This is a genomic window from Thalassovita autumnalis, from assembly GCF_001458255.1.
In the GTDB taxonomy this organism is placed as follows: Bacteria; Pseudomonadota; Alphaproteobacteria; order Rhodobacterales; family Rhodobacteraceae; genus Thalassobius; species Thalassobius autumnalis.
Genome location: NZ_CYSB01000025.1, coordinates 123,381 through 150,101 on the forward strand (window position 1 = coordinate 123,381; position 26,721 = coordinate 150,101).

Here is a 26,721-nt window from a genome sequence, read left to right on the forward strand (position 1 = left end):
TGTCTCACAGTGCTTTGACCGCGTCCAGAACCTCTTCGACGTGGCCCTTAACCTTTACTTTACGCCATTCGCGTACAATCGCCCCGGTGCCATCAATCAGAAAGGTAGACCGCTCAATCCCCATGAATTTCTTGCCATACATGGATTTTTCCTTCCACACGCCGAATTCCTCACAGGCGGTGGTTTCCTCATCCGACAGCAAAGGTATGCCCAAATCCTTCTTCTCGCGGAATTTTGCGTGACTGGCGATACTGTCTTTGGATATGCCGAACACCAGGGCGCCTAGGGCTTCGAAATCTGCTTTCATGGCAGTGAACCCTTGGGCTTCGGTGGTGCAGCCGGGCGTGTTGTCGCGCGGGTAGAAAAACAGCACAACCGGGGCCGGGCGCAGCGCGGACAGGGTGACGGGATCGCCGCCATCCTGCGGCAAAGTGAAATCGGGGGCAGGGCTATGTGACACGTCTTGTCCTCTAAATTGAATATGCTTGGCAGTAGGTATAGCCTTGCATCAAGAAGATGAAAGTCATCCGCCCAAAAATGCCGCAGCAAGCGGCGGACGCGGAGAGGGACGAGCAGCAGGAGCGCAAGCGGTGAAGCCCGCACAGACGCCAGATGACCCAAAAGAGGCGCCGGTGAACCAACCCGTCGACGAAGCCGTCGACACACCGGCACCCGCAGCCCCGCGTAAACGCCGCCGCCTGTTGCGCGCGGGCCTGTGGGGCTGTGGCTGCATGGGGCTGTTGCTGATTGCGTTGGTCATTGTAGCGCTGCTGCTGATCGGGCGTGAAATGGCGGTCCCAGCCTGGATGCACAGCCGGCTGGAGGCGCGGCTGTCCACCATGGTGCCGGGGGCAGAGGTGCGCTTTGAGGGGATCAACTTTGAGGTCTCCTCCGGTCTGAAGCCCCGGGTGCTGCTGCAAGGGGTGGAGATTGACGGCAAAGATGGTCGCCCGATCCTGGCCTTGGGCGAGTTGGAAACGGGACTGGCCGCGCGGCCTTTTCTGGATGGCAAAATGCGGCTGGGCAAATTGCGGGTCTCGGGCGCAGAACTGTTTGTGCGTCGCCGCGCTGACGGGACCTTTGATTTGGCTTTCGGTGCCAGCCTGCCCGAGGTTGAACAGGCCGCCAGCCCGGCCGAGCTGATCGCCAATCTGGACCGGCTGATGCAAAGCGATGAGCTGCGCCACCTGCGCGATGTCACTGCGGAGGCGATGATCCTGCGGTTTGAGGATGCCCGCGTGGGCCGCGCCTGGACGGTGGATGGCGGCCGCGTCAGCCTGACCCGGGAGGGCGATGATCTGCGCATCCGGGGCGATATGGCGCTGCTGGGCGGGCACCAATATGTCACCACGGTCGAAACCAATTTTGAGAGCAAGATTGGCGAAACGGCTGCGCGCTTCGGGATGAGTTTTGAGGATATGCCGGGGCCGGATATTGCGGTGCAATCGGCGGCAGTCGCCTGGCTGGAGGCGGTGCAGGCCCCCATTTCCGGCGCGCTGCGCGGCTCGGTCACGCCAGAGGGCGATCTGGGTCCGATCAGCGGCACCTTGCAGATTGCTGAGGGCGTGATCCAACCCACGGCGGAGACGAAACCGGTGCCGTTCCGCTCGGCCCGCAGTTACTTCACCTTTGATCCGGTCAGCCAGAGCCTCAGCTTTGATGAGTTGACTGTGGACAGCAATTGGGTGTCGCTGAAGGCCGAGGGCAAGGCGGTGCTGCAGGGGCTGGAGGCGGGCATTCCTGAGGCGTTTCAAGGTCAATTTACCCTGACCGATCTGACCGCCGCCCCCGAAGGTCTGGTGCCAGAGCCGGTGTCGGTCGACCGCGCGGCGATGAGTTTCCGGCTGACGCTGGATCCGTTTGAATTGCACATGGGCGAGTTGACGCTGGAGGCGGAGGGTCAGACGCTGGTCGCCAATGGCCGGGCACGCGCTGCGGAAGATGGCTGGGCGCTGTCGGTTTCGGCGCAGGCGGCCTCCCTGGACCCCAAGGCGGTGCTGCGGCTTTGGCCTGAGGAGTTTCGGGTGAAAAACCGCAAGTGGGTTGCGGAAAACATTTACCATGCGGACATTCGAAACGGCCATTTCGCCTACCGCAAGATGCCCGGGCAAGAGCATGATATCTTTGCCAGTTTTGAGTTTCAGGATGCCAATGTGCGCTACTCACGCCACCTGCCACCGATTGAGGCGGGCATGGGCCACGGCGTGCTGGAGGGCAAACGTTTCGCGGTCACCGGCGATGGTGGCTATATCACCCCGCCTGAGGGCGGGCGGATCGATATCACCGGCACCACCTTCGTTATCCCCGACATCACCATCAAACCCGCCCCGGCGGAGGTTAATCTGGTAGCACGCAGCAATCTGACCGCGGCGCTGTCGCTGCTCAACCTGCCGCCCCTTTCGGTCCTTGATAAGGCCGGGAGGGATCTGGATCTCGCGACCGGGCAGGTGGCGGCCACGGGGCAGTTGCGGATGCCGCTGAAAAAGAAGCTGCCGCCGGAAATGGTGCGCTATGAGATTGAGGCGCTGCTGGCTGGCATGGAAAGCACCACGCTGGTGCCGGAAAAGACGCTGCGTGCGGAGCGGCTGGAACTGTCGGTGGACAATGACCGGCTGGTGATCATCGGGCCGGGCACCGTCGATGGCGTGCCCTTTGATGCGGTTTATGAAAGCGGCCTCAGCAAAGAGGAGCGTGGCAAGGCGCAGGTGTACGGCACCGTTGATATCACGCCCGAGGCGCTGGAGGCGCTGAACATCACCCTGCCCAAAGGCACCCTGCGCGGCGCGGGTGAGGGGCGGATGACGCTGTTGTTGGAAAAGGATCAGCCGCCGCTGTTTGAACTGACCAGCGATCTGGCCGGTCTGGGCCTGTCGGTGCCGCCGCTTGGCTGGTCTTTGCCGCAATCGCGCGAAGGGGAGTTTTCCATTCGCGGCGCGCTGAGCAAACCGGTGCGGGTTGATGCGCTGTCCCTGCGTGCGCCGGGGCTAAGCGCTGCGGGGCGGCTGACGCTTGCGGCAGATGGCGGGTTGCAGAGCGCCCGGTTTGATCGGGTGCAGGCCGGGGGGTGGCTGGATGCACCGGTGATCTTGACCGGACGGGGCAAGGGCCGCGCACCTGCGGTCAACCTGCCTGGCGGCACCGTGGATCTGAGCCGCAGGCCCGCCAGTGCCAATGGTGGTTCCACCGCCGGGGGCAGCACTCCGTTGGAGGTCAAACTGGACCGGCTGCGCATTTCGGATGGGATCAGCCTGACCGGTCTGACGGGGCGGTTTAACGCGGGCGTCGGACTGAACGGTGATTTCACCGCGCGGGTCAACGGTGCGGCGGCCATCACGGGGCGCGTGGCCAGTGCCGGCAGCCGCGCCAGCTATGAGATCCGCAGCGAAGATGCCGGCGGCGTGTTCAAAGCGGCCGGGCTGCTGAAACAGGCGCGCGATGGTGACATGCTGCTGCGCCTGTCGCCGGCGACGCAGCAGGGGTATTACGATGGCACGCTGCAGGTATCTAACACCCGGGTGACCGAGGTGCCGGCGCTGGCCAGCCTGCTGCATGCGGTCAGCGTGGTTGGCGTGTTGGAGCAGATGGCGGGCGGCGGCATCATGTTTTCCGATGTGGAGGCCAAATTCCGCCTGACCCCGGAGCAACTGCTGTTGCAGAAATCCTCGGCCGTGGGGGCCTCCATGGGGATTTCGATGGATGGGATCTTTAACCTAAAATCGGGCACGATGGATTTTCAGGGTGTGTTGTCGCCGGTCTATATGTTCAACGGCATCGGCGCCATTCTGACCCGCAAGGGCGAGGGGCTGATTGGCTTTAACTATCTGCTGAAAGGGTCGGCCGAAAATCCGCGGGTTCAGGTCAATCCGCTGTCGCTCTTTACACCCGGCATGTTTAGAGAGATATTCCGCCGCCCACCGCCGCAGGTGGGGCAGTAACCGCAAGCCTATCTGGCTTTGCCCCAATGTGCCTATGCCCCAAGCCGCCTTTACCCAAGAACGGATCCGATGAAACTCTCTGATTTCGATTTCGACCTGCCTGAAACCCTGATTGCCACGCGGCCTGCGAAACCGCGGTCCTCGGCGCGGATGCTGGTCTGTGACAGCGGAGCGATCCATGATCAGGTGGCAATAGATCTGCCCGATTGGCTGCGTCCCGGCGACCGGTTGGTTTTGAATGACACCAAGGTGATCCCGGCGCGTCTGTTTGGGGAACGTCCGCGTCTGGGCGCCGAAGGGCCAACCCGGGCCAAGATGGATGTGACCCTGCTGGAACCCCGCGCCGATGGCACATGGGCGGCGCTGCTGAAGCCGCTGAAAAAGATCCGCGAGGGTGAGGTGATTGAGTTTTCCGCCGCCTTGTCCGCCACGCTGGAGGCGAAAGAGGACGGGCAGGCGCATCTGCGGTTCAATCTGACGGGCGATGATTTTGACGCCGCGCTGGCCGAGGCCGGTGCAATGCCGCTGCCGCCTTATATCGCCGCCAAACGTGCTGCGGATGAGCAGGATAAAGAAGACTACCAGACGCTTTGGGCCAAAAACGCGGGCGCAGTCGCCGCGCCCACCGCATCGCTGCACTTTGATGAGGCGCTGATGGCGGCGCTGGAGGCGCGCGGCGTCCGTTTCACCCATGTGACCTTGCATGTGGGCGCGGGCACCTTTCTGCCGGTCAAGGTGGAGGATGTGACCACCCATAAGATGCACGCCGAATGGGGCCAGGTCAGTGAGGCCGCCGCCGAGGAGATGCGCGCGACCAAAGCTGCGGGCGGTCGGGTGATCCCGGTGGGCACCACGGCACTGCGGCTGATCGAAAGTGCGGCGCGCGGGGGGCAGATTGCCGCCTGGGAAGGGGAGACGGATATCTTCATCTACCCCGGATTTCAGTTCAATGTGACCGATGCGCTGATGACCAATTTCCACCTGCCGAAATCGACCCTGTTGATGCTGGTGTCTGCCTTGATGGGCAAAGAGGTGATGGATCAGGTCTATGCCCATGCGGTGGCTGAGGGCTATCGCTTCTTCTCTTATGGCGATGCCTCGCTTTTGATCCCCAAGGGTTGATCCCCCAGTTGGCCGTAACCGACACCTGACTTTTCTGCCCCGGCGGATTGGAAACGACCCGGCCGGGTCGTTTTCATCTCATCTTTCGGCGGCATGCTAAGCTACCCAGCGATTCTGTTTAGTCATCCTGGCCCCGTCCTTGGGCCCCCCAGCTGGGACAACGAAAATGATCCAGATCCTGTCGAGCGCCTGGGCGCTTTTTCTTGGTTTGATGCTCCTGATGGTCGGCAACGGCCTGCAGGGGACTTTGCTTGGTGTGCGCGGCGATATCGAAGGGTTTTCGACCTTTGAAATGTCGATTGTGATGTCGGCCTATTTCGTCGGCTTTCTGGGCGGATCGCGCATGGCGCCAGAGATGATCCGCCGCGTGGGGCATGTGCGGGTCTTTGCGGCGCTGGCCTCCATGGTGTCGGCGGTGCTGATCCTTTACCCGGTGCTGGCCCATCCCGTGGCCTGGGCCCTGGGCCGGGTGGTGATCGGATTCTGTTTCTCGGGCGTTTACGTGACGGCCGAAAGCTGGATCAACAATGCGGCCGACAATGAAAACCGTGGCAAGGCGCTGTCGCTCTACATGATCGTACAGATGACCGGGATCGTGTCGGCGCAGGGTCTTTTGTTGGTGGCGGACCCGTCGGGCTACGTGCTGTTTGTGATCCCCTCGGTGCTGGTTTCCATCTCATTTGCGCCGATTTTGCTGTCGATCACCCCGACGCCGGCCTTTGACACCACCAAACCCCTGTCGATCAAAGAGCTGTTGGAGCTGTCCCCCCTGGGCTGCATGGGTATGTTCTTGCTCGGTGGTGTCTTTGCAGCGCAGTTCGGCATGGCGGCGGTTTACGGCGGGGAGGTTGGGCTGACATTGCCGCAGATCTCGATCTTTGTGGCGGCGTTTTATGTTGGGGCGGTTCTGCTGCAATACCCGCTGGGCTGGCTGTCGGACCGGATGGACCGGCGGGTGCTGATCGTGGCGGTCTCGCTGGTGGGCGGCATTGGCGCGGTTGTGGGTATGGCGCTTGGTGGTCAGTTTCAGATCCTGCTGGTTGCGGCCTTCCTAATCGGCGGCACCTCAAACCCGCTTTATTCGCTGCTGGTGGCCTATACCAACGACTTCCTGGACCCCGATGACATGGCGGCCGCGTCGGGTGGTCTGGTGTTCATCAACGGGCTGGGGGCGATCCTGGGGCCTGTGATCGCGGGGTGGATCATGTCGGTTTCCGGGCCGCAGGGCTATTTCTTTGTGATTGCGGTGCTGATGCTGACCATGGCGGGCTATGCACTCTACCGGATGACACAGCGCGCGGCGATTCCGGCCGAAGACACCACAACATACACCCCCGTTATGCCCTCAGCGACGCCGGTTGCGGTGGAGTTTGCGCGGGAATACGCAATTGATAGCGCAAACGAAGAAGACGATGCGCAAAATGACGGGAATTAATACAGAACCGTTGCAAAAATTGACTGTTCTTCAACGGTTTTTCGTTATTAACCTTGGGTCATCGAGGGTGCCGTTTGCGAACAGGAGGCAGGCATGAACGGGGCAGCAAAAGCAACTCAGGAACCGATGGTCGGGGCAGACGAGGTTCTGAAATTCTGGCTGGATGAAGTGGGTCCAGACGGCTGGTATGCGGTGGATGAAAAACTGGATGCCACCATTCGCAGCCGTTTTGGCGAAGCCTGGCGTCAGGCGAAGGAGGGCAAGTTCGGCATGTGGCTGACCTACCCGTCGGGCGCCTTGGCCTATATCATTCTGCTGGATCAGTTCCCGCGCAATATGTTCCGCGGCAAGGGGGAGGCCTTTGCGACGGATAAGGCAGCACTGGCCGCAGCCAAGATCGCCATTGATCACAAGTGGGACATGAAGATTGATGAACCGGCGCGCCAGTTCTTCTATCTGCCGCTGATGCATTCAGAAAACCTGTGTGATCAGGAACGCTGTGTGCGGATGATGAAGGAACGGATGCCGGAAACTGGCCCCAGCAACCTGTTGCACGCCAAGGCGCATCGCAAAGTGATCCGTGATTTCGGCCGTTTCCCCTATCGCAATGAGGCGCTGAACCGGCATTGCACACCACAGGAAAAGGACTTCCTTGCCAACAGCGGTTACGGCGATGTGGTGCGCGCCCTGCGGGCGGCAGTGGCCACACCGGCATAATCAGGGGCGCGTTGCCTCTAGAAATTGATGTAAAAAGAATATGTTAGACCCCGCATGCGCATGAAATCGCTGCGGGGTTTTCTGTTTGTTGTTCCGTGGAAAAAAATAGTTTAATATCAAACTAATTCAGGAATCGGAGGGGCTGATGGCTTCCAAATCATTTGACGTCGTGGTGATCGGGGCGGGTCCCGGTGGGTATGTGGCTGCTATTCGTGCAGCACAGCTGGGTCTGAACGTGGCCTGCGTGGAACGCGAACATTTGGGCGGCATCTGCCTGAACTGGGGATGTATTCCCACGAAGGCGCTTTTGCGCTCGGCTGAGGTCTATCATCAATTTGAACGCGCTAAGGAATTTGGCCTGACCGCAGACAAGTTCGGCTTTGATCTGAATGCTATCGTGGACCGCTCGCGCAAGGTTGCCGCGCAGATGAACGGCGGCATCAAGGGTCTGTTCAAGAAGAACAAAGTCACCTCGATCATGGGTGAGGCGACGATCACCGGCAAGGGCAAGGTCTCGGTCAAAACTGACAAAGGCACCGAAGAGCTGACCGCACCCAGCATCATCGTAGCCACCGGCGCCCGCGCACGCGAACTGCCAGGCCTGGAAGCGGACGGTGATCTGGTTTGGACCTACCGCCATGCGCTGAAGCCTTCGCGTATGCCAAAGAAACTGCTGGTCATCGGCTCCGGCGCAATCGGTATCGAATTTGCCAGCTTCTACAACACCTTGGGCGCTGACACGACCGTGGTTGAGGTGATGGATCGCGTGCTGCCGGTGGAAGACAAGGACATCTCGGACTTTGCCAAGAAGCAGTTCAAGAAACAGGGCATGACCATCTGGGAAAAGGCGATGGTCAAGCAACTGGACCGTACCCCGGGTAAGGGCGTTGTTGCCCATATCGAAAAGGGCGGCAAGATCGAGAAGCATGAATATGACACGGTGATTTCTGCCGTGGGCATTGTTGGTAACACCGAGGGTCTGGGGCTGGAAGCGCTGGGTGTGCAGATCGACCGCACCCATGTGATCACCGATGAATATTGCCGTACCGGCATCGAGGGCGTTTATGCCATCGGCGATATCGCCGGCGCGCCTTGGCTGGCGCACAAAGCCAGCCACGAAGGTGTCATGGTGGCCGAACTGATCGCGGGCCAGAAAGTGCATCCGATCAAGCCAGGCTCCATCGCGGGCTGTACCTATTGTCATCCGCAGGTCGCCTCGGTCGGGATGACCGAAGAGAAGGCCAAAGAGGCGGGCTACAAGATCAAGGTTGGCAAATTTCCCTTCATCGGCAACGGTAAAGCGGTCGCGATGGGCGAAGCCGAAGGCATGGTCAAAACCATCTTTGACGAAAAGACCGGTGAGCTGCTGGGCGCCCATATGGTTGGCGCCGAGGTGACCGAGATGATTCAGGGCTACGTGATCTCTCGTCAGTTGGAGACCACCGAAGAAGATCTGATGGAAACCGTCTTCCCGCATCCCACAATGTCAGAGATGATGCACGAAAGTGTGCTGGCGGCCTATGGCCGGGCGCTGCACATCTAAGGAGCGTATCCTTCTGAAATAAAACGGAAAGCCGGGCCTCAGGTCCGGCTTTTTGCTTGTTCCGGGCCTTGGGTGGAGCAACCGAATGGGGCTGGACCTTGGTCCGATTGCGGGGCAGGGTCCGCCAAATGACAGATCCGAAAACACAGATGTCACGTGACCCGCTGAGTGACCCAGTGAGCAATCGGCGCGCAGCCTTTTTGGTGGCGGTGATTTGGTTTGCCGGCCTTGGCGCTGCAGCGCAATACGGCAAGATCAGTGTGACCTTTGACCGGCTTGGCGCGCTGTACCCTGAGGCGGGCACGCAACTGGGCCTGGCGCTGTCGCTGGTGGGCAGCGTGGGTATTGTGCTGGGGGTGATTGCCGGGGTTTTGGGCGCGCGCATCGGCTTGCGCCGCTGCCTCATTTGGGGGCTTGGCCTGGGCGGCGTTCTGTCGCTGGCGCAGGCGGCCCTGTTGGCGGGCGGCGCGGCGCTGGAATGGCTGTTGATCGCCCGGGTGTTTGAAGGCCTGTCGCATCTGGCAATTGTAGTGGCGGCACCGACCCTGATTGCCCGGATTGCGCCCCCGCGCTGGCATGGGTTTGTCATGACGCTTTGGGGCACGTTTTTCGGCGTGGCCTTTACCCTGCTGGCCTGGTTTGGCCTGCCTTTGGTGGATCACGCGGGCCTTGCGGCGCTGTTTGTGGTGCATGGTCTGTGGATGGTTGGCTTTGCGCTGCTTTTGTCGCTGGTCACCCTGCCGCCCAGCCCGCATCCGGTGCCCGAGCTGCGGTTGAGCGGGCTGCTGGCGCATCATCTGGCGATCTATCGCAGCCCGTTTGTGAACGCGGCCGCAGTGGGCTGGCTGTTTTACACCTTCTGCTTTGTCAGCCTTCTGACTCTGCTGCCGCCGACAATTCCGGAAGAATGGCGGGCGCTGACCCTTGGCGCGATGCCCTTGATGAGCATTGTCAGCGCGATGACGCTGGGGGTTTATCTGCTGCGCTACACCACAGCTGTCGGGGTGGCGGTCATTGGCTTTGTGCTGACGGCGCTGGTGGTTTTGGCGCTGACCCTCTGGCCGGGGGCGCCGTTGCTGTGTCTGGCGATGGCCTTTGCGCTGGGGCTGGTGCAGGGGGCCGGGTTTACCATTGTGCCGCAGTTGAATGCGGCCGAGGGGGATCGCGCCGCCGCCAATGGCGCGATGGCGCAGACCGGCAATTTGGGCAACACGCTGGGCACGCCGGTCATGCTGATGATCGGCGCTTGGGCGGGCTATGTGGGCATGATGATGTTGGCGCTGCTGGTGCTTTTGGCCGGGGCCCTGGCGCATCTGGGATTGGCGCGGCTGCGGGCCCGGGCCTAAGTACGGCGTCGCCGTGGCTTAGGTCGCCACAACGGTTCCGCCGGCGGAGATCCAATCGTCAAAGCTGCCAATTACATGGACATCGCTGTAGCCCATATCCTGCAGCATTTTGCGCGCGTTTTGCGCCCGTCCACCGGAGCTGCAGTAAAGCGCCATGGTGCCGTCATAGCTGAAACGCGGGTTGAACAGCGGGTCACGTGGGTTTGCTGCAGCGCGTAGCCGTCCCATCGGGATGTGCAACGCACCTTTGGCCTTGCCGGTGCGCGCCAGTTCATCGGGCTCACGCACATCCACCACCAGCGCGCCGCCGGAAATGGCACGATGCACCGCATCCTCGGGGCGGAAATAGGGGGACGGGGGCTGGCGGAACATGAACATGGGCTGTCCTTTGGTGGCGGTCCGGGGGAAGATCCGGTTTGGTCTTTTTCTTGGTTATTGGCCAAAAAACGGCCCGCACACACTGCTCTTACACAGGAAAAACGGCCCCGAAGGGCCGCTTTTTAGTCGTTTTCTGCAGGTTTTCGTGATGTGGCCTTTTGGTCACGTCACAGCGTCACACCAGCCGGTCATTCCACGGTAAAGGTCTGGCGGGCCAGAACCCGTGAGGCGCCGTTTGCCGTGACATAGCGCAGCTCATACGTGCCGGGGCTGTCCGGCGTCATGACCTGCAACTCAGACCCTTCACGGGTGTAGGTGTAGGTCAGATAGGCGTCCGCATTGGCACCGACCTCAGTGAAGGTCACATAGTCACCATCATAGTCGGGCCCATCATGGCGGACGCTGATAGCGCTGCCCGCCTTGGCGCTGGTCGGGGCGGTCAGGGTGACAGCAACATCGGTCAGGCTGATCGGCTGGCTGTATGCGATGGAGGCATCCTGCCCGTTGATATAGCGCAGCTCATAAGCGCCGGGGATCACCGGCATGCGGAAGCGTAGCGGGTTGCCGTCGCGGACATAGACATAGCCCAGATAAGCGCCGCCATCGCTGCCCACCTCGGCCACGGTCAGGTAGTCATCATTGTAACCGCCACCGGTCCAGCCGACGTCAATCGTCGCGCCCAGCGGGGCGCTGCCCACCGCATCGAGCGAGAAATCGAGCGCCGTGATCTCAATCTGGTGGGAGGTGGCGATCGTGCTGTCCTGCCCGTTGACATAGCGGATCTCATAGGTGCCGGGCGTTGAGGGCATCAGCAGCGGCGCCGGGTTGCCATCGCGAACGTAGGTGTAGGCCTCATAGCGGTTTGGCGCAGCGTCAAGGGCGGCCACCGATAGGTAATCGCCATCATAGCCGCCACCGGTCCATGTGACATCTATGGTGGATCCGGCCGAGGCGGTTTCCGGCCCCTGCAGCGAGAAATCGAACGCCGTGATCTCAATCTGGCGGGAGGAGGCGATCGTGCTGTCCTGCCCGTTGATATAGCGGATCTCATAGGTGCCGGGGGCGGAGGGCATCAGCAGCGGTGCCGGGTTGCCGTCGCGCACGTAGCTGTAGGCCTCATACCGGTTTGGGGCTGCGTCGAGGGCCGCCACCGACAGGTAGTCGCCATCATAGCCACCGCCGGTCCATGTGACATCGATGGTGGATCCGGCTGTGGCACTTTCCGGCGCGTCGAGGGTGAAGGCGAGGGCGGTGACCTCAATCTGTCTGGTGACCGCGATCGATGTATCCTGCCCGGTGATATAGCGGATTTCGTATTGGCCGGGTTCGGTTGGCATCAGCAGCGGTGCTGGGTTGCCCTTGCGCACATAGGTGTAGGCCTCATACCGGTTCGGGGCAGTACCTGCGCTGGCGATGGAGAGGTAATCCTCATCATAGCCGCTGCCGGTCCAGCTGACGTCAATGGTGGCGCCAGCAATGGCTGTGGCAGGGGCCTCCAGCGCAAATTCGGCCGGGGTTACTGTGAGGGGCACGCGGGCCAGGATCTGTGCGCCGTCGCCCAGAACATAGCGGATTTCATAATCACCGGGCTGGGCTGGTACCCGTAGCGCGGTGGGGTTGCCGCGTTCGGTATAGGTGTAGGTCAGATAGGTGCGGGCCTCGGCTCCGACAGGGGCGGTGTCCAGATAGTCCTGCGCCGCATCGGGGCCGGTCCAGTCCACGCTGATGGTGGCGCCGGCGGCGGCGGTTTGGGGCGCCAGCAGGGTGACCTGCGGCAGGGGCGCCTCAAATTCAAAATGCGCCTCAGTGCGGGCATTGGGGCGGATCACCACCTGTTTTTCCTGCCGCGCGCCGTCGCTGACGCGGGTGACGGTGAGGGTGTAGATGCCTTCGGGCAGGTCCTGTTCGCCAAAATCAACGTGATAGGCGGTGATCATCTGCTCGCCGTCTTCATTGAGCAGCGACCATTCCACATCAACGCGACGGCTGGCCTCACCGTGTTTTTCGGCCACCGAGTAGATCAGCGATCCGGGCAGCGGCGCGGGTTCGGGGGTGGGGTCTACCACCGCCACCTCAGTCAGTGCAGCCGAAAGCTGCGCCGCATTGGCGGCGGAGAGGAACTGACCGCCGGTGCTGTCGGCCATACATTGGAACTGCGCCAGTGTTTCCGGGGCATCCACGCCAAAACCCACCACATGGGCGGTGAAATCAACGCCGGTTTCTTCCAGCGCGCGGGCCACAGCGCAGACATCAGGCACGCAGGTTTCAATCCCGTCTGAGACAAGGATCACCGTTGCGGCCTCTTCGGTGTGGCGCAGCGCCTTGGCGGCGGCGACCACCGCATCGGCCATGGGTGTTTTGCCTTTGGGCTTGATGCCGTTCACCGCGCCGGTGATGGCGCCGCGGGTGTCGGGGCCGGGCATCACCAGCGTTTCAATATCGGCGCAATCGCCTTTGCGGCGGTGGCCATAGACCGTCAGCCCCAGATCCAGATCCGCGGGCAGGGTGGTCATCAACCCGCCGATCACATCTTGGGCGATGGTGATTTTTGCGGTGCCATCGATCTGCCCCCACATGGAGCCAGATCCATCCAGAACCAAAATCGCGGCAGGGCGTTCCTGCGCGGTGAGCGGGCTGGCCATAAGGGCGATCACCGCAAGGGCGGTGGGCAAACGTGTCATAAAATGTCTCCGGTCAAAATGAATTGGCAGGACTATGCCGCTTTTTGAGATTTTGGCAAAGCGCGTAACGTCGAAATTAAAATGTTCGTGTAATGTTCGCACTTTTCGGTTGGAGACTCGCGGCGCGTCAACTATCTGTTAGGGATTACCACCACTGGGGTGAGCTCGGGACTGAAGATGGCTGATCTGAAGAAAATCGAAGTGCGCGGCGCGCGGGAACATAACCTCAAAAGCATTGACGTGGATATTCCCCGTGATGAGCTGGTGGTGATCACCGGCCTGTCCGGTTCCGGCAAGTCCTCGCTGGCGTTTGACACCATCTATGCCGAAGGTCAGCGCCGCTATGTGGAATCCCTCAGCGCCTATGCCCGTCAGTTCCTTGATATGATGGAAAAGCCGGATGTGGACCACATCAGCGGCCTCAGCCCGGCGATTTCCATTGAGCAGAAGACGACCTCAAAGAACCCGCGCTCAACTGTTGGCACGGTCACTGAAATCTACGATTACCTGCGTCTGCTCTTTGCCCGTGTGGGCACGCCCTATAGCCCGGCCACCGGCCTGCCGATTGAGGCGCAGCAGGTGCAGGATATGGTGGATCGCGTGATGACGATGGAGGAGGGGACCCGCGCCTATCTGCTGGCCCCGATCGTGCGCGACCGTAAGGGGGAATATAAGAAAGAGTTCCTGGAGCTGCGCAAACAGGGCTTCCAGCGGGTCAAGGTGGATGGCGAGTTCCACGATCTGGACACGCCGCCGACGCTGGACAAGAAATTCCGCCATGACATAGATGTGGTGGTGGACCGTCTGGTGGTGAAAGAGGGGCTGGAAACCCGTCTGGCCGATAGCTTCCGCACCGCGTTGGATCTGGCAGACGGTATCGCGGTGATGGAAACCGCCCCGAAAGAAGGCGATCCGGAACGCATCACCTTCTCTGAAAACTTTGCCTGCCCGGTCAGCGGTTTCACCATTTCTGAGATTGAGCCACGGCTGTTTTCCTTCAACGCGCCGTTTGGTGCCTGCCCGGATTGTGACGGTCTGGGGATGGAGCTGTTCTTTGACGAACGGCTGGTGGTGCCGGATCAAAGCCTGAAGGTCTACGATGGCGCCCTGGCGCCCTGGCGCAAAGGCAAATCGCCCTACTTCCTGCAAACCATTGAAGCGATTGCGAAACACTATCAGTTCGACAAGAACACCAAGTGGAAAGACCTGCCCAAGAAGGTGCAGCAGGTGTTCCTCTATGGCTCGGGCAAAGAGGAAATCCTGTTCCGCTATGACGAAGGCGGCCGCGTCTATCAGGTGACCCGCACCTTCGAAGGTGTGATCCCCAATATGGAGCGGCGCTACCGTGAAACGGATTCAAACTGGGTGCGTGAGGAATTTGAACGCTACCAGAACAACCGCGCCTGCGGCACCTGTGGCGGCTACCGGCTGAACCAAGAGGCGCTGGCGGTGAAAATCGGCCCGGCGGACGGTGGCCCGGATGAGCTGCTGCATGTCGGCCAAGTGGTGCAAATGTCCATCCGTGAGGCCTATGCCTGGTGCAAAACCGTGCCGGAGCATCTGACCGACCAGAAAAACGCCATCGCTGGCGCGATCCTGAAAGAGATCCGCGAACGTCTGGGCTTCCTCAACAACGTGGGTCTGGAATACCTCTCGCTTAGCCGAAACTCGGGCACACTGTCGGGCGGCGAAAGCCAGCGGATCCGTCTGGCCAGCCAGATCGGTTCGGGTCTGACGGGTGTTTTGTATGTCTTGGATGAACCGTCTATCGGTCTGCACCAGCGCGACAATGACCGCCTGCTCGGCACGTTGAAAAGCCTTCGGGACCAAGGCAATACCGTGATCGTAGTGGAACATGACGAAGAGGCGATCCGCGAAGCGGACTACGTTTTTGACATCGGTCCGGGGGCGGGTGTGCATGGCGGGCAGATCGTGTCACAGGGCACCCCGGCTGAGATTTCAGCGGATAAGAGCTCGCTCACCGGGCAATACCTCAGCGGCGCGCGTGAAATCGCGGTGCCGCTGGACCGGCGTGAGGGCAATGGCAAAGCGGTCACCGTGGTCAAGGCCACCGGCAATAACCTGCAGAATGTCACGGCGGATTTCCCGCTGGGCAAATTTGTCTGCGTCACTGGCGTCTCGGGCGGCGGCAAGTCGACCCTGACGATTGAAACCCTGTTCAAAACCGCCTCCATGCGGCTCAACGGGGCGCGGCAGACGCCGGCGCCTTGCGAAACCATCCGGGGGCTGGAGCATCTTGATAAGGTGATCGACATTGACCAGCGTCCCATCGGGCGCACGCCGCGGTCGAACCCGGCGACCTACACCGGTGCCTTTACCCCGATCCGCGAATGGTTTGCCGGCCTGCCTGAGGCCAAGACGCGGGGGTATAAACCCGGCCGCTTCTCCTTCAACGTCAAAGGTGGGCGCTGTGAGGCCTGTCAGGGTGACGGGGTGATCAAGATCGAGATGCACTTCCTGCCGGACGTCTATGTGACCTGCGAAACCTGTAATGGCGCGCGGTACAACCGCGAAACACTGGAGGTGAAGTTCAAAGGTAAAAGCATCGCCGATGTACTGGATATGACCGTTGAGGACGCGCAGGAGTTTTTCCAGGCGGTGCCGTCGATCCGGGAAAAGATGGACGCGCTGGTGCGGGTTGGTCTGGGCTACATCAAGGTGGGGCAACAGGCCACGACGCTGTCAGGGGGTGAGGCCCAGCGGGTGAAACTGAGTAAGGAACTGGCGCGCCGCTCGACCGGCCGTACCCTCTATATTCTGGATGAGCCGACCACGGGCCTGCATTTCGAAGACGTGCGTAAGCTGTTGGAAGTGCTGCATGAATTGGTGGATCAGGGCAATACCGTTGTGGTGATTGAACACAATCTGGACGTGGTGAAAACCGCCGACCATATCATCGATATCGGCCCAGAAGGCGGCGACGGCGGTGGCCGGATTGTGGCTGAGGGCACACCGGAACAGGTGTCCGAGGTCGCGGAAAGCCACACAGGCCACTACCTGAAACCGATGCTGAAAGGCGCCAAGGTGGCAGCCGAATGAACGGGGTGAGCAACCGGCCAGCGCTGGCGGCGCTGGCTGTGACGGTGCATGACGATCACGTGCTGCTGGTGCGCCGCCGCAAAGAACCGGATCGCGGTCTTTGGGGCTATCCCGGTGGCCATGTGGAGGCGGGTGAAACCGTAGCCGTGGCTGCCGCGCGTGAATTGGCGGAAGAAACCGGCGTCCGCGCGGAGCCCTTACGGACGCTGGGCGGGATTGATGAGATCGGCCATCACGGTGACGGCGCGGTCAAACATCACTACTATCTGGTGGCGGTGCAATGCCGGTATCTGGCCGGGGTGCCACAGGCCGCTGATGATGCGGAGGAGGCCGCGTGGATTCCCGTGGCGGATGTGCTGGCCCGGCGGATTGAGATGAGTGACTATGTTGACGATCTGCTGGAACAGGTTCTGGCCAGCGCGTAATGCGCGGCTTGTTAACCCGCGTTAACAGGTATTCTACACAGCCCTCTTGAATGTTAATTTGATTTACTTACTTGTGAAGAAGTTCATTTAAGGAGGGACCCATGCGTGGGATAGTTCCAATTGTTTTGACCAGCGCCGCCGCCATTGCACTGGCATCGGCCGCATTTTCCGAGGAGCGCAGCTACGCCTTCGACGATTTCCAAAGGATCGACGCCGCGATGGGCGTTGAGGTCAAGGTGACAACCGGCACCGGCTACGCCGTTGAGGCCGAAGCCCTGCGCGGCGAACTGGACCGTCTGGTGATCCGCCAGAAAGGTGACCGGTTGATTATCAAGCGCAAGAAGCCGCTGGGGCTGATCGGGGCGCTACGGTCTGATCTATTCGTGGTCACCGTCAGCCTGCCGCAACTCACCGCGGCGGAGGCCAGTTCCGGCGCATCCATCAGTGTGACGGGCGATGGCACGGCAGATCTGGTGATTGACGCCTCCAGCGGATCTAACGTGAAAATACGCGGCATTTCAGAGGGTTCGGTTGATGTCGATGCCTCAAGTGGTGCCCATGTGTCACTGGCGGGGCACTGTGGATCCATCACGGCCGATGCCAGCTCCGGCGCCCATGTTCAGGCCGGCGATCTGATCTGTCGCATGGGGCAGTTTGACGCCAGTTCGGGCGCTTCGGTGCGGGGCCATGTCACGGGGGCTGTCAGCGCTGATGTCAGTTCTGGCGCGTCGGTGAAGGTGCAGGGTGGCGCGGATATCGCCAAGAAGAGCCTCAGTAGTGGCGGATCGCTTCAGGTGATCTGAGGAAACTAGAAAGCCCCGGCAACGCGATAAACACTGCATCCGGGGCTTTGTCTTATTTTTTCACCGAACAGGTGGAAATGCCAAGCAGGGAATAGATCGGGCAGCTGCCGATCAGCGCTGTGGCCAATGGGATCAGGCCAATCCACATCCAGACGCCATAGCCCAGTAATGCACCGATCATCAGTAATGTGCCCAGAACGGCGCGGAGAAATTTGTCAGTGCTGCCGACGTTTTTCGCAGAGAAATTCATAAGTCTTACCAACCTCCGTTTAATGAACGTGAAACAATGATAAGATGAATTATATATGTTGAATATGATTTGAGTCAAATTGCCCAAATCCGTGAGGGGCAGGGTTGCCCCTCACTGAGGGTATTGCAGTCTTAGCCGCGACCACGCTTTTCAAACCGCGGCAGCATGGCCGAGAAGTCCATGCCCTGACCACCTTCGTTTTCGACAAACTGCTCATAAAGGGCCTTGGCCAGTTCGCCCATCGGGGTGTCGGCATCGGCGCTTTCGGCGGCTTGCTGGCTGAGGCGCAGGTCCTTCAGCATCAGTTCAGCAGCAAAGCCCGGCTGGTAGTCATTGTCAGCCGGTGATTGCGGGCCAACGCCGGGGGCGGGGCAATAGGCGTTCATCGTCCAGCTGTAGCCCGAGGAGGTGGAGACCACATCAAACATCTTGCCGCGATCCAGCCCCAATTTGTCTGCCAAAGCAAAGGCTTCGCAGGTGGCGACCATGGTGACGCCCAGGATCATGTTGTTACAGATTTTGGCGGCCTGACCAGCGCCCGCATCGCCGCAATGCACGGCTTTCTGGCCCATGATGTCAAACAGCGGATCAACCGTGGCGAAAGCATCCGCGCCGCCGCCAACCATGAAGGTCAAGGTGCCGCCTGCCGCGCCGCCAATGCCGCCGGAGACCGGTGCATCCAGTGCGCCAAGGCCGGCCGCCGTCGCCTGCTCTGCGACCGCGCGGGCGCTGTCGACATCCACGGTGGAACAGTCACAGAGCACAGCGCCTGCGGACATGGCAGGGATCACCTCACCGGCAACCGCGCGCAGGATCTGACCGTTGGGCAGCATGGTGATGACCACATCCGCGCCGGTGGCTGCGGCTGCGGCGGTGTCGGCTTTGCTGACGCCTTCGGGCATCGGTGCGGCCAGATCAAAGCCTGCAACCTCATGGCCTGCTTTGGCTAGGTTTGCGGCCATTGGGCCACCCATGTTGCCAAGTCCGATAAATCCGATTTTCATGTCTGTCTCCTCAGATCTTCAGGGCGTCATCGCCCAGCGGCAGCAGCATCTGGGTGATCTCAAGCGAGGTCACCTCGGCAGGGCTGCCATGTTTCCATGTGGGGGTGCGGTCCTTGTCAATGATCTGGGCGCGGACGCCTTCCAGAAAATCACCCATATCCATGGACCGGTAGGTGAAGCGGAACTCCTGCTCCAGCGCTTTTTTGATCTCGTCCGTGGCCCGGGCGCGGTGCACCAGTTCGATCGTGCAGCCAGCAGAAAGCGGTGATACTCGGGTGAGCGTCTTCAGCGCCTTGGCGGCAAAGTCACTGTCCGCACCGTTGAGGGCGTTCAACACATCCGTCAGCCCGTCACCGGCAAAGAGCGTATCGATCTCATCTTGTTGCCCGGCTAGAACCCCGTCCGGGGATTTTTCTGCTGCGCGATCAATGGCTTCCCAGTCACCGGTCTGGGCCAGTTCAGCTGTCAGCGCAGCCCATTTTTCCTCTGGCACGAAGTAGTCGGCAAAGCCGGCGTGGATGGCATCGGCTGGCCCAATCCGGCCACCCGTGGCGCCCAGATATTCGCCAATCCGCCCCGGCGCACGGGCCAGGATCAGGGTGCCGCCCACATCCGGGATCAACCCGATGCCGGTTTCGGGCATGGCGATCTGGCTGCTTTCGCCAACCACGCGGTGGGAGCCGTGACAGCCAATGCCAACGCCACCGCCCATGGTGAACCCCTGCATCAGCGAGGCCACGGGTTTGGGGAAGTTGAACAGCTTGGCGTTCATCCGGTATTCGTCACGCCAGAAGGTGCGGGCGATCTCATATTCGCCTTTGGTGCCTGCCTCATACATGGCGGCGATGTCACCGCCTGCGCAGAAGGCGCGCTCGCCCTCGGCGTCCAGCAGAACCATCTTCACGGCGTCATCAGTCGCCCAGGCATCCAGCGCCTTCTCAATCTCAAGGCACATCTCATAGCTGAGCGCATTCAGCGCCTTGGGACGGGTCAGGGTGATCCGGCCGATCTGGCCGTCGATACGGGTGTGGATGTCAGCCATGGGTTATGCGTTCTCTGCCAGAAGTTGCCGCGCCACGATCAGACGCATGATTTCATTGGTGCCTTCAAGGATCTCATGCACCCGCAGGTCACGCACGATCTTTTCAACACCATAATCGGCCAGATAGCCGTAACCGCCGTGCAGTTGCAGGCATTGGTTGGCCACTTTCGATCCGGTCTCGGTCACAAAACGTTTGGCCATGGCGCAGAATTTGGTGGCATCGGGCGCACCCTGATCCAGTTTCCATGCGGCCTGACGCAGGAAGGTGCGGGCGGCTTGCAGCTCAATCTCCATATCGGCCAGACGGAATTGCAGCGCCTGGAACTGGTCAATGGATTTGCCGAAGGCCTTGCGTTCGCTCATATATTGCAGCGTAGCGGTCAGTGCAGATTGTGCAGCACCCAGACTACAGGCTGAGATGTTGAGGCGCCCACCATCCAGACCCGCCATCGCGTATTTGAACCCGTCACCTTCGCTGCCAACCAGGTTGGCTGCGGGGATTTTGCAATCGTCAAACTGCACCTGACGGGTCGGCTGGCTTTTCCAGCCCATCTTATCCTCTAGCCCACCAAAGCTGAGACCGGCGGTGCCGTCATCCACCACCACGGTGGAGATGCCCTTGGGCCCATCATCGCCGGTACGGACCATGACCACATAGGCGTCTGAGTAGCCGCCACCTGAGATAAAGGCCTTGGTGCCGTTCAGCGTGTAGCCTTCGTTGCTGCGCTCTGCGCGGGTTTTCAGCGCCGCTGCGTCTGAGCCGGAGCCGGGTTCTGTCAGGCAGTAGCTCAGCACCTTGTCCATGGTGATCGCGGGCGCAAGGAACTGTTCCTTCACATGGTCATCGCCGAAGGTGTCGAGCATCTTGGCGCACATGTTGTGGATCGACAGAAAGGCCGCCACCGAGGGGCAAGCCATTGAAAGGGCTTCAAAAACCAAAGTGGCATCCAACCGGCCAAGGCCCGAGCCGCCCGACTCCTCAGAGACATAGATGCCGCCCAGACCCAGCGCGCCCACTTCGGACCACAGCTCTTTGGGGATGGTGCCGTCTTTTTCCCATTGGTGGGCATGTGGGGCGATATGTTCTTCGCCAAATGCCTTGGCCATGTCGAAAATGGCGGATTGTTCTTCGGTCAGTGCAAAATCCACTGGCTCGTCCTCCGGTAAGTGTCGCGCGAAACCATTGCCGGCACGGGGAACCCCATGCGGCGTCCATTATTGAACGCCTGTTTAATTTCCAATTCCTACAGAAGTTTTGCAAGGGCAAAGCCACGGCAATGAGCCGCAAAAAAGGAGATTATTCTGCGGATTTCAGGTGCGGCGGGGTTTGCATGAGCGCTTGGATTTGCTGCGCCTTCAGCGACAGGTGTTGCATGGCCTCTTCGGCGGTTTCAGCGATGGAAACGCGGACCGAAGGGAAGGGCGCCCAGAAACTTTGCAAATTTGCGGCGATATCCTGTGACAGGGCATTGGGGGCAAAAAACACGAGTCTTGTTGTCGGTGCGTGCAGGTTTTGCGCCTGTAACACCTGTTGTTGTATCGCCAAGAATGCTGGCATTTCCAGCTTGACCAGAGTGACCCGGGACAGATCGATCAGTTGGCGTTGATGTGGGGAATAGTCCACGTGGCTGCGGTAGCGCAGCATCAGTGTGCTGATCTCTTCGACAACAATGGCACCTTGATAGCGTGCGTAGACCAGATTGTGATCAAGAAAGATTTCAAATTCGGCTGGCACGCTAGTGTCCTCCAAAAATCAGGGTGATTTGGGTAAGACACAGTCAAAAAACGTGGGGGTCAGTCTTTTTCTGCTGCGATCATTTCAGCAAAAGACCTATAAGGCAATTGAAGTATAAGTAAAGCTTCGCTTTCGCTGGCGGTCAGATGGACATCAATCAATGGGACGGCCTCCCAGAACCTGAGGTAGTTCTTGGCCAGCTTAGCGGATTTTCCATCGGGCACATACATCACATAGGTGCGTGCCTTGCCGCCCATGGTTAGGATCGGTTCCATGATGGAATGCAGGGCCATCCGTTTTTGATAGTCGATCCGACTTTCTTCAATGCCGGACATGTCAGCCAACATGTTTTGCCCCGGGCGGGCCGCAGGGTGGGTGGCGTAGGTTTCAAACGCGGCAATGGAATCCGCGTCAGTCACCAATCCGTGGGATCGCATGAACATGAGATCCGATTTTTCCAAAATGCTTATTTCTAGCGGCATCGGTCTTCCCAAATGGTCGAGTGAAACCAAGTGATATCGGTACCTTACGAGGACTAAACTATACAGTTCATAGGCGAAAGGGTCAGTACGGGATATACCGTAGAAAGCTCAAATTTATTCATTTCTATCCAGTACTTCCGCGATTGATCCTGCCGTAATTTTAAGCAGAGCCAGCGCTTCGGCTTCGTTTGCAGTGACATGAGCTGTCACAGAGGGTGTGCAATCCCAAAGCGCGGCATATTGATCGGCCAATTCCTGTGATTGCGGGGTTGGCGCAAAGTAAACGATGGTGCGGTTCTTGTCGCCGAGTCCTAGAACCCGGTCCAGTGACGCCTGCAGCGCCAAACGTTTAGGTAGGTCAAAATATCCGGTTTCAACCCCGCTCATGTCGCTGAGAATATCCTGACCAATCCGCGCATCGGGATGGGTCGCGTAGGTCTGCAGCGCCTCGGCGCTTTGGTCATCGTTTACGATGCCGGACCAAACCATGATCACAAGATTGCGTTGCAACAGGATGTCTAGGTCAATGGCCATGAGTGGTCTTTCGGATCTTGGGGGGTAAGCGGGGGGATTAGTGCAGCAGGGGGGAACTGATCACCTGTCGTAACGTGCCGTCGGGATCATCCAGAAACCTCAGCGCCTCATCGGTGGTTTCGCAGATAATCGGCTGCGGCATTGGCAACCCGTCCCACAGATGGCAGATCATTTTGGCAAAGCTCATCGCCACATCCGTGGGGGCCAGATAGATCGGGGTTGGCGGGTAGTCGACCTGTTTCAACTCGGCCAAAGTGGTACGCATTGCCTGCATTGCCTTGGCATAGTCCAACTCAACCGAGATAACTTCGGTGAAGTCGGCAAGTTGTTGTAATTTCGGGTGATAATCAGGATCAACAGTCAGCTCGGCCAGCAAAGCTTTGGTTTCCCCAGCACGAATGTGGCCGCTGTAACGGAAATAGACGATGTCTTCTTTCGCCAGGATCTTGAAGCTGACCGTCACGTCGGGGGGCTGCCTGTATTGTTATTCTTCTGCGCTCAGCTTGCGGGGTAAGTCTGCCCAAATCAAGAATAATTTACCCAGCGGCAGAAGGGCAGTTGTCTTGTTGCACCATGGTCGCGAAATCATCGAGGGGGATTTCCAGCTCTGCGAGTGCAGAGGCTTCACTGTCTTCTACAATTGAAACCTCCGCACCCGATGGTTCCCATGTTTTGGCAATAAGGCGGGCAAAGGTGCAGCCAAAATCGGTTTGAGCAAACAGCACCAGGCGTACGGGATCCCCGCTTGGGGCGATTTTTTGCATCCGGTATTTCTGCAGCTCGCGCATTTTGACCAGATCCATCTGCGCGCCGGTGACCCGGTTCAGGTCAAACAGGCCGCGTTGATTGATCCGGAAATCCCGGTGGTTCAGGTATTTTTCAAAGTTCTGAGCGGTCTCAATCGTTAAAAGGTAATCTGAGTACCGTACCAACACCAAATTCCACTCGGGGTAGATCGTGGTCGATGCGGGCATCGTAAAATGGTCCAAAGAAAAACAGCGGCTGAAGGATCAGCCGCCGTCAAACTTAGCAGAACTAAGAAATTAGTCCATTGCCTTGAAGGCAAACTCGCCGCCCTCTTTGATGCCGGAGAACCAGCGGGCCGTGACGGTTTTGGTTTTGGTGTAGAACCGCAGCGCATCCGGGCCGTACTGGTTCAGGTCACCAAAGGCCGATTTCTTCCAGCCGCCGAAGGTGAAGTAGGACAGCGGAACCGGGATCGGGAAGTTGATGCCAACCATGCCGACGTTCACTTTGTTGGCAAAGTCACGCGCGGTGTCGCCATCTGCGGTGAAGATCGAGGTGCCGTTGCCGTAGTTGTTCTTGATGATCAGGTCCAGCGCCTCGTCATAGCTTTCGGTGCGCACCTGACTCAGAACCGGGCCAAAGATTTCTTCTTTGTAGATGTCCATGTCTGCAGTGACATTGTCAAAGAAGGTCGGGCCAACATAGTAGCCGTTTTCATAACCCTGCAGGCTGAAATCACGACCATCGGTGACCAGTTCCGCACCCTGCTCAACACCCGAGGAGATAAGGCCGTTGATACGGTCCTTCGCCTGTGCGGTGATGACGGGGCCGTAGTCGACATCTTCTTCCGACGTGTAAGGGCCAACCTTCAGCGCCTCGATGCGGGGCACCAGACGTTCGCGCAGGGCGTCGGCGGTTTTCTCACCAACAGGCACAGCAACCGAGATCGCCATGCAGCGTTCGCCAGCGGCGCCAAAGCCTGCGCCAACCAGCGCATCAGCAGCTTTGTCCATGTCTGCGTCGGGCATGATGATCATGTGGTTCTTGGCACCACCGAAGCACTGGGCGCGTTTGCCGTTGGTGGCGGCGCGGCCATAGATGTACTGGGCGATCGGGGTCGAGCCCACAAAGCCAACAGCCTGAATGTCCTCGTTGTCCAGGATCGCGTCCACGGCTTCTTTGTCGCCGTTCACAACCTGCAGAACGCCATCGGGCAGGCCTGCTTCTTTCAGCAGTTCCGCCAGACGCAGCGAGGTCGAGGGGCAGCGCTCGGACGGTTTCAGGATCATCGCGTTACCGGCAACCAGCGCCGGGGCCATTTTCCACAGCGGGATCATGGCGGGGAAGTTGAACGGGGTGATGCCCGCAACAACGCCCAGCGGCTGACGCATCGAGTAGAGGTCGATGCCGGGGCCGCCGTCATTCATGTACTCGCCCTTCAGCATGTGCGGGGCGCCCATGCAGACTTCGACCACTTCCAGACCACGCTGCACGTCGCCGCGCGCGTCGGGCAGGGTTTTGCCGTGTTCACGGCTGACCAGCTCAGCCAGTTCGTCCATGTGCTCGTTGATCAGCGCACCGAACTTCATCATCACGCGGGCGCGACGCTGCGGGTTGGTGGCGGCCCAAGCCGGCTGTGCAGCTGCGGCTTTGGCAATGATGGCGTCCATTTCTTCTTTGGTCGCCAGCGGGACCTTGCTGGCCGGCTCACCGGTCGCAGGGTTGCAGTTTTCAGTGTAACGGCCCGAGGTGCCAGGCACCATTTCACCGTCTACGTAGTTCATGATTTCCTGCATGGAACAGTCCTCCTTCAAGATTGCCGGCATCATAGGCTTGCAAAAATCACTCGGAAAGACCAAAGTTCCCAAAATAGATTTGCAAAAATGCAGCTTGCCCTCCGGCGCAGTTCTGTACGGGCAAGAAATCAGAACAAACAAGACTTTGACGCGAAATGAGGGGGCAGTGATGAATCCGAATTGGGACGACATGAAGGTGTTCCTGGCCGTGGCGCGGCTGGAAAGCCTGTCCGCGGCAGGACGGGAATTGAAGGTGGATCCGGCGACCGTAGGCCGCCGGGTGGCGCGCTTCGAAGAAGAGATGGGCGCGCCGCTGTTTGCAAAATCACCCCAAGGTTATGCGCTGACTGACGCAGGTCAGCGGCTGCTGGCCCATGCGGAACGCGCCGAACAGGCGATGAGCGGCGCGATGGAGGAACTGGCAGGGCAGGCGGGCAACCTTTCCGGCACGATCCGTATCGGTGCGCCGGATGGCTGTGCTAACTTCCTGCTGCCGCAGGTGTGCAACAAGATCGCTGAGGAGAACCCCGATCTGGACATTCAGATCGTGGCGCTGCCGCGGGTCTTTAACCTGTCCAAACGTGAGGCGGATATGGCGATCGGTGTGTCAGCACCCGAGGCCAGCAACCGCCTGACCGTGCAAAAAATCACCGACTATAAGCTCTACCTTGCAGCGGCACGGTCTTACCTGATCCAGCATCCACGTATTCAGGAGCTGAAAGACCTACGTGGCCATCGGATGATCGGCTACATCCCCGATATGATCTTTGACAAAGAACTGGATTACCTGGCTGAGCTGGGTCTGGACCATGTCAATCTGGCCTCAAATTCGGTCTCAGTGCAGTTCAACGCAATCCGCTCCGGCGGTGGCATCGGGGTGGTGCATGGCTTTGCGATGGCCAATGCGCCGCGTCTGCGCAAGGTTCTGGGCGATGACATCAGCCTCACCCGCAGCTTCTATCTGATCCGTCATGCGGATGACCGCCGCCTGGAACGGATGAACCGCTTCGCCGCAGCGCTGAGCGAGGGGTTGAAGGCCGAAGTGAGCCGTCTGGAAAACTGGCGCAAGGAATAAGGGTTGGAACATTGACGGGCTCCGACCAGCCATCCGGATAGGCGCTCATGCGGCGGATCCCTTGACAGCAGGGGTTGTGGTGAGGGACGCTGAACCTACAAATCATTGTTGTGTAGGAGATTGCTCATGCTGGTCCATCAGATCCTTAAGGCCAAAGGCGACAGCGGTGTGGTGACTGTGACACCCGGAACCGGTGTTGCTGAAGTTGCCCAGATCCTGGCAGAACGAAGGATCGGCGGCGTTGTGGTTTCCTCGGACGGCAAACAGGCCGAGGGCATTATTTCCGAACGTGACATCGTGCGGGCCCTTGGGGTGCGTGGCGCGGGCTGCATGGGGGAAACGGTGGATGACCTGATGACCCGAAACCCGGTCTGCGGCTCACGCAATGACTCGGCCGATGCGATCCTGCAGCGAATGACCGACGGGCGCTTCCGCCATATGCCGATCACCGAGAATGGTGAGTTGGTGGGGATCGTGACCATTGGTGACGTCGTGGCTGCCCGGCTGGAAGAGCTGTCGATGGAGCGTAACGCGCTGGAAGGCATGATTATGGGGCACTGAGCCTGCTGCCCGTCAGATCTGGCACAGTAGGCCGGGTCTGACGTGGCGTT

General features: G+C 59.9%; 24 protein-coding genes. 11 read left to right on the forward strand and 13 right to left on the reverse strand.

The window, feature by feature from the left end; translation table 11 throughout:
• Positions 1-4: 4 nt before the first annotated feature.
• Positions 5-460, reverse strand: coding sequence for a peroxiredoxin (locus TL5118_RS06630; protein WP_058241885.1), 456 nt, complete (start codon positions 458-460; stop codon positions 5-7).
• Positions 461-590: 130 nt separating this feature from the next.
• Between TL5118_RS06630 and TL5118_RS06635 the strand changes: the two genes are divergently transcribed.
• From TL5118_RS06635 to TL5118_RS06660, 6 genes are all read left to right on the forward strand, one after another.
• Positions 591-3,935: a YhdP family protein gene (locus tag TL5118_RS06635; protein WP_082626124.1), complete on the forward strand. Its 3,345-nt coding sequence runs from the start codon at positions 591-593 to the stop codon at positions 3,933-3,935.
• Positions 3,936-4,004: 69 nt separating this feature from the next.
• Positions 4,005-5,057: a tRNA preQ1(34) S-adenosylmethionine ribosyltransferase-isomerase QueA gene (gene queA, locus TL5118_RS06640; protein WP_058241886.1), complete on the forward strand. Its 1,053-nt coding sequence runs from the start codon at positions 4,005-4,007 to the stop codon at positions 5,055-5,057.
• A 166-nt stretch (positions 5,058-5,223) separates the two neighbouring features.
• The gene (locus tag TL5118_RS06645; RefSeq protein ID WP_058241887.1) at positions 5,224-6,492 is read left to right on the forward strand and encodes an MFS transporter; all 1,269 of its coding nucleotides are present in this window, start codon (positions 5,224-5,226) and stop codon (positions 6,490-6,492) included.
• A 126-nt stretch (positions 6,493-6,618) separates the two neighbouring features.
• Complete coding sequence (locus TL5118_RS06650) at positions 6,619-7,209, forward strand: DUF924 family protein (protein ID WP_058242072.1); 591 nt, start codon at positions 6,619-6,621, stop codon at positions 7,207-7,209.
• Positions 7,210-7,354: 145 nt separating this feature from the next.
• The gene (gene lpdA, locus TL5118_RS06655) at positions 7,355-8,752 is read left to right on the forward strand and encodes a dihydrolipoyl dehydrogenase (protein WP_058241888.1); all 1,398 of its coding nucleotides are present in this window, start codon (positions 7,355-7,357) and stop codon (positions 8,750-8,752) included.
• 128 nt (positions 8,753-8,880) lie between these two features.
• Positions 8,881-10,098: an MFS transporter gene (locus TL5118_RS06660; protein WP_242601739.1), complete on the forward strand. Its 1,218-nt coding sequence runs from the start codon at positions 8,881-8,883 to the stop codon at positions 10,096-10,098.
• Between the two features lie 18 nt (positions 10,099-10,116).
• Here TL5118_RS06660 and TL5118_RS06665 read toward each other — a convergent pair whose 3' ends face one another.
• Together TL5118_RS06665 and TL5118_RS06670 are read right to left on the reverse strand one after the other, a co-directional pair.
• Positions 10,117-10,470, reverse strand: a complete 354-nt coding sequence (locus TL5118_RS06665; protein WP_165590025.1) for a rhodanese-like domain-containing protein — start codon at positions 10,468-10,470, stop codon at positions 10,117-10,119.
• A gap of 194 nt (positions 10,471-10,664) precedes the next feature.
• The gene (locus TL5118_RS06670; protein WP_058241890.1) at positions 10,665-13,157 is read right to left on the reverse strand and encodes a vWA domain-containing protein; all 2,493 of its coding nucleotides are present in this window, start codon (positions 13,155-13,157) and stop codon (positions 10,665-10,667) included.
• A 177-nt stretch (positions 13,158-13,334) separates the two neighbouring features.
• On the opposite strand from TL5118_RS06670, the gene uvrA reads away from it, so the two are divergent.
• From uvrA to TL5118_RS06685, 3 genes are all read left to right on the forward strand, one after another.
• On the forward strand, positions 13,335-16,217 hold the full coding sequence (uvrA, locus tag TL5118_RS06675) for an excinuclease ABC subunit UvrA (RefSeq protein ID WP_058241891.1): 2,883 nt from the start codon (positions 13,335-13,337) through the stop codon (positions 16,215-16,217).
• Positions 16,214-16,642: an NUDIX hydrolase gene (locus TL5118_RS06680; protein ID WP_131727417.1), complete on the forward strand. Its 429-nt coding sequence runs from the start codon at positions 16,214-16,216 to the stop codon at positions 16,640-16,642. Before uvrA ends, TL5118_RS06680 begins: the two co-directional genes overlap by 4 nt.
• Positions 16,643-16,743: 101 nt before the next feature.
• The gene (locus tag TL5118_RS06685; protein WP_058241892.1) at positions 16,744-17,445 is read left to right on the forward strand and encodes a GIN domain-containing protein; all 702 of its coding nucleotides are present in this window, start codon (positions 16,744-16,746) and stop codon (positions 17,443-17,445) included.
• A gap of 52 nt (positions 17,446-17,497) precedes the next feature.
• On the opposite strand, the gene TL5118_RS06690 is transcribed toward TL5118_RS06685, so the two are convergent.
• The 10 genes from TL5118_RS06690 to TL5118_RS06735 form a co-directional block, all read right to left on the reverse strand.
• Complete coding sequence (locus TL5118_RS06690; protein WP_058241893.1) at positions 17,498-17,695, reverse strand: YgaP family membrane protein; 198 nt, start codon at positions 17,693-17,695, stop codon at positions 17,498-17,500.
• A gap of 131 nt (positions 17,696-17,826) precedes the next feature.
• Positions 17,827-18,699, reverse strand: a complete 873-nt coding sequence (gene mmsB / locus TL5118_RS06695) for a 3-hydroxyisobutyrate dehydrogenase (protein ID WP_058241894.1) — start codon at positions 18,697-18,699, stop codon at positions 17,827-17,829.
• Between the two features lie 10 nt (positions 18,700-18,709).
• Complete coding sequence (locus TL5118_RS06700; RefSeq protein WP_058241895.1) at positions 18,710-19,741, reverse strand: enoyl-CoA hydratase/isomerase family protein; 1,032 nt, start codon at positions 19,739-19,741, stop codon at positions 18,710-18,712.
• Between the two features lie 3 nt (positions 19,742-19,744).
• Positions 19,745-20,890: an acyl-CoA dehydrogenase family protein gene (locus TL5118_RS06705; protein ID WP_058241896.1), complete on the reverse strand. Its 1,146-nt coding sequence runs from the start codon at positions 20,888-20,890 to the stop codon at positions 19,745-19,747.
• A 148-nt stretch (positions 20,891-21,038) separates the two neighbouring features.
• Positions 21,039-21,476 (reverse strand): hypothetical protein, encoded by a 438-nt coding sequence (locus TL5118_RS06710; protein WP_058241897.1) that lies wholly within the window; start codon positions 21,474-21,476, stop codon positions 21,039-21,041.
• A 59-nt stretch (positions 21,477-21,535) separates the two neighbouring features.
• Complete coding sequence (locus TL5118_RS06715; RefSeq protein ID WP_131727418.1) at positions 21,536-21,988, reverse strand: hypothetical protein; 453 nt, start codon at positions 21,986-21,988, stop codon at positions 21,536-21,538.
• 84 nt (positions 21,989-22,072) lie between these two features.
• Positions 22,073-22,492, reverse strand: coding sequence for a hypothetical protein (locus TL5118_RS06720; RefSeq protein ID WP_058241899.1), 420 nt, complete (start codon positions 22,490-22,492; stop codon positions 22,073-22,075).
• A 37-nt stretch (positions 22,493-22,529) separates the two neighbouring features.
• Positions 22,530-22,955 (reverse strand): hypothetical protein, encoded by a 426-nt coding sequence (locus TL5118_RS06725; RefSeq protein ID WP_058241900.1) that lies wholly within the window; start codon positions 22,953-22,955, stop codon positions 22,530-22,532.
• 73 nt (positions 22,956-23,028) lie between these two features.
• Entirely contained in the window at positions 23,029-23,466 is a 438-nt protein-coding gene (locus TL5118_RS06730) for a hypothetical protein (RefSeq protein WP_058241901.1), read from the reverse strand.
• Positions 23,467-23,535: 69 nt separating this feature from the next.
• Positions 23,536-25,035: a CoA-acylating methylmalonate-semialdehyde dehydrogenase gene (locus TL5118_RS06735; protein ID WP_058241902.1), complete on the reverse strand. Its 1,500-nt coding sequence runs from the start codon at positions 25,033-25,035 to the stop codon at positions 23,536-23,538.
• Positions 25,036-25,204: 169 nt separating this feature from the next.
• Between TL5118_RS06735 and TL5118_RS06740 the strand changes: the two genes are divergently transcribed.
• Entirely contained in the window at positions 25,205-26,110 is a 906-nt protein-coding gene (locus TL5118_RS06740; protein ID WP_058241903.1) for a LysR family transcriptional regulator, read from the forward strand.
• A 126-nt stretch (positions 26,111-26,236) separates the two neighbouring features.
• Positions 26,237-26,671: a CBS domain-containing protein gene (locus TL5118_RS06745; RefSeq protein ID WP_058241904.1), complete on the forward strand. Its 435-nt coding sequence runs from the start codon at positions 26,237-26,239 to the stop codon at positions 26,669-26,671.
• The last annotated feature ends 50 nt before the right edge of the window (positions 26,672-26,721 follow it).

Bases quoted from the DNA above. Each gene is read 5' to 3' on its own strand.
- mmsB (WP_058241894.1), bottom strand. From the start codon at position 18,699: ATGAAAATCGGATTTATCGGACTTGGCAACATGGGTGGCCCAATGGCC.
- TL5118_RS06690 (WP_058241893.1), bottom strand. From the start codon at position 17,695: ATGAATTTCTCTGCGAAAAACGTCGGCAGCACTGACAAATTTCTCCGC.
- TL5118_RS06720 (WP_058241899.1), bottom strand. From the start codon at position 22,492: ATGGCCATTGACCTAGACATCCTGTTGCAACGCAATCTTGTGATCATG.
- TL5118_RS06685 (WP_058241892.1), top strand. From the start codon at position 16,744: ATGCGTGGGATAGTTCCAATTGTTTTGACCAGCGCCGCCGCCATTGCA.
- TL5118_RS06670 (WP_058241890.1), bottom strand. From the start codon at position 13,157: ATGACACGTTTGCCCACCGCCCTTGCGGTGATCGCCCTTATGGCCAGC.
- TL5118_RS06660 (WP_242601739.1), top strand. From the start codon at position 8,881: ATGACAGATCCGAAAACACAGATGTCACGTGACCCGCTGAGTGACCCA.
- lpdA (WP_058241888.1), top strand. From the start codon at position 7,355: ATGGCTTCCAAATCATTTGACGTCGTGGTGATCGGGGCGGGTCCCGGT.
- TL5118_RS06700 (WP_058241895.1), bottom strand. From the start codon at position 19,741: ATGGCTGACATCCACACCCGTATCGACGGCCAGATCGGCCGGATCACC.
- uvrA (WP_058241891.1), top strand. From the start codon at position 13,335: ATGGCTGATCTGAAGAAAATCGAAGTGCGCGGCGCGCGGGAACATAAC.
- queA (WP_058241886.1), top strand. From the start codon at position 4,005: ATGAAACTCTCTGATTTCGATTTCGACCTGCCTGAAACCCTGATTGCC.
- TL5118_RS06650 (WP_058242072.1), top strand. From the start codon at position 6,619: ATGGTCGGGGCAGACGAGGTTCTGAAATTCTGGCTGGATGAAGTGGGT.
- TL5118_RS06680 (WP_131727417.1), top strand. From the start codon at position 16,214: ATGAACGGGGTGAGCAACCGGCCAGCGCTGGCGGCGCTGGCTGTGACG.
- TL5118_RS06735 (WP_058241902.1), bottom strand. From the start codon at position 25,035: ATGCAGGAAATCATGAACTACGTAGACGGTGAAATGGTGCCTGGCACC.
- TL5118_RS06730 (WP_058241901.1), bottom strand. From the start codon at position 23,466: ATGCCCGCATCGACCACGATCTACCCCGAGTGGAATTTGGTGTTGGTA.
- TL5118_RS06665 (WP_165590025.1), bottom strand. From the start codon at position 10,470: ATGTTCCGCCAGCCCCCGTCCCCCTATTTCCGCCCCGAGGATGCGGTG.
- TL5118_RS06740 (WP_058241903.1), top strand. From the start codon at position 25,205: ATGAATCCGAATTGGGACGACATGAAGGTGTTCCTGGCCGTGGCGCGG.
- TL5118_RS06745 (WP_058241904.1), top strand. From the start codon at position 26,237: ATGCTGGTCCATCAGATCCTTAAGGCCAAAGGCGACAGCGGTGTGGTG.
- TL5118_RS06645 (WP_058241887.1), top strand. From the start codon at position 5,224: ATGATCCAGATCCTGTCGAGCGCCTGGGCGCTTTTTCTTGGTTTGATG.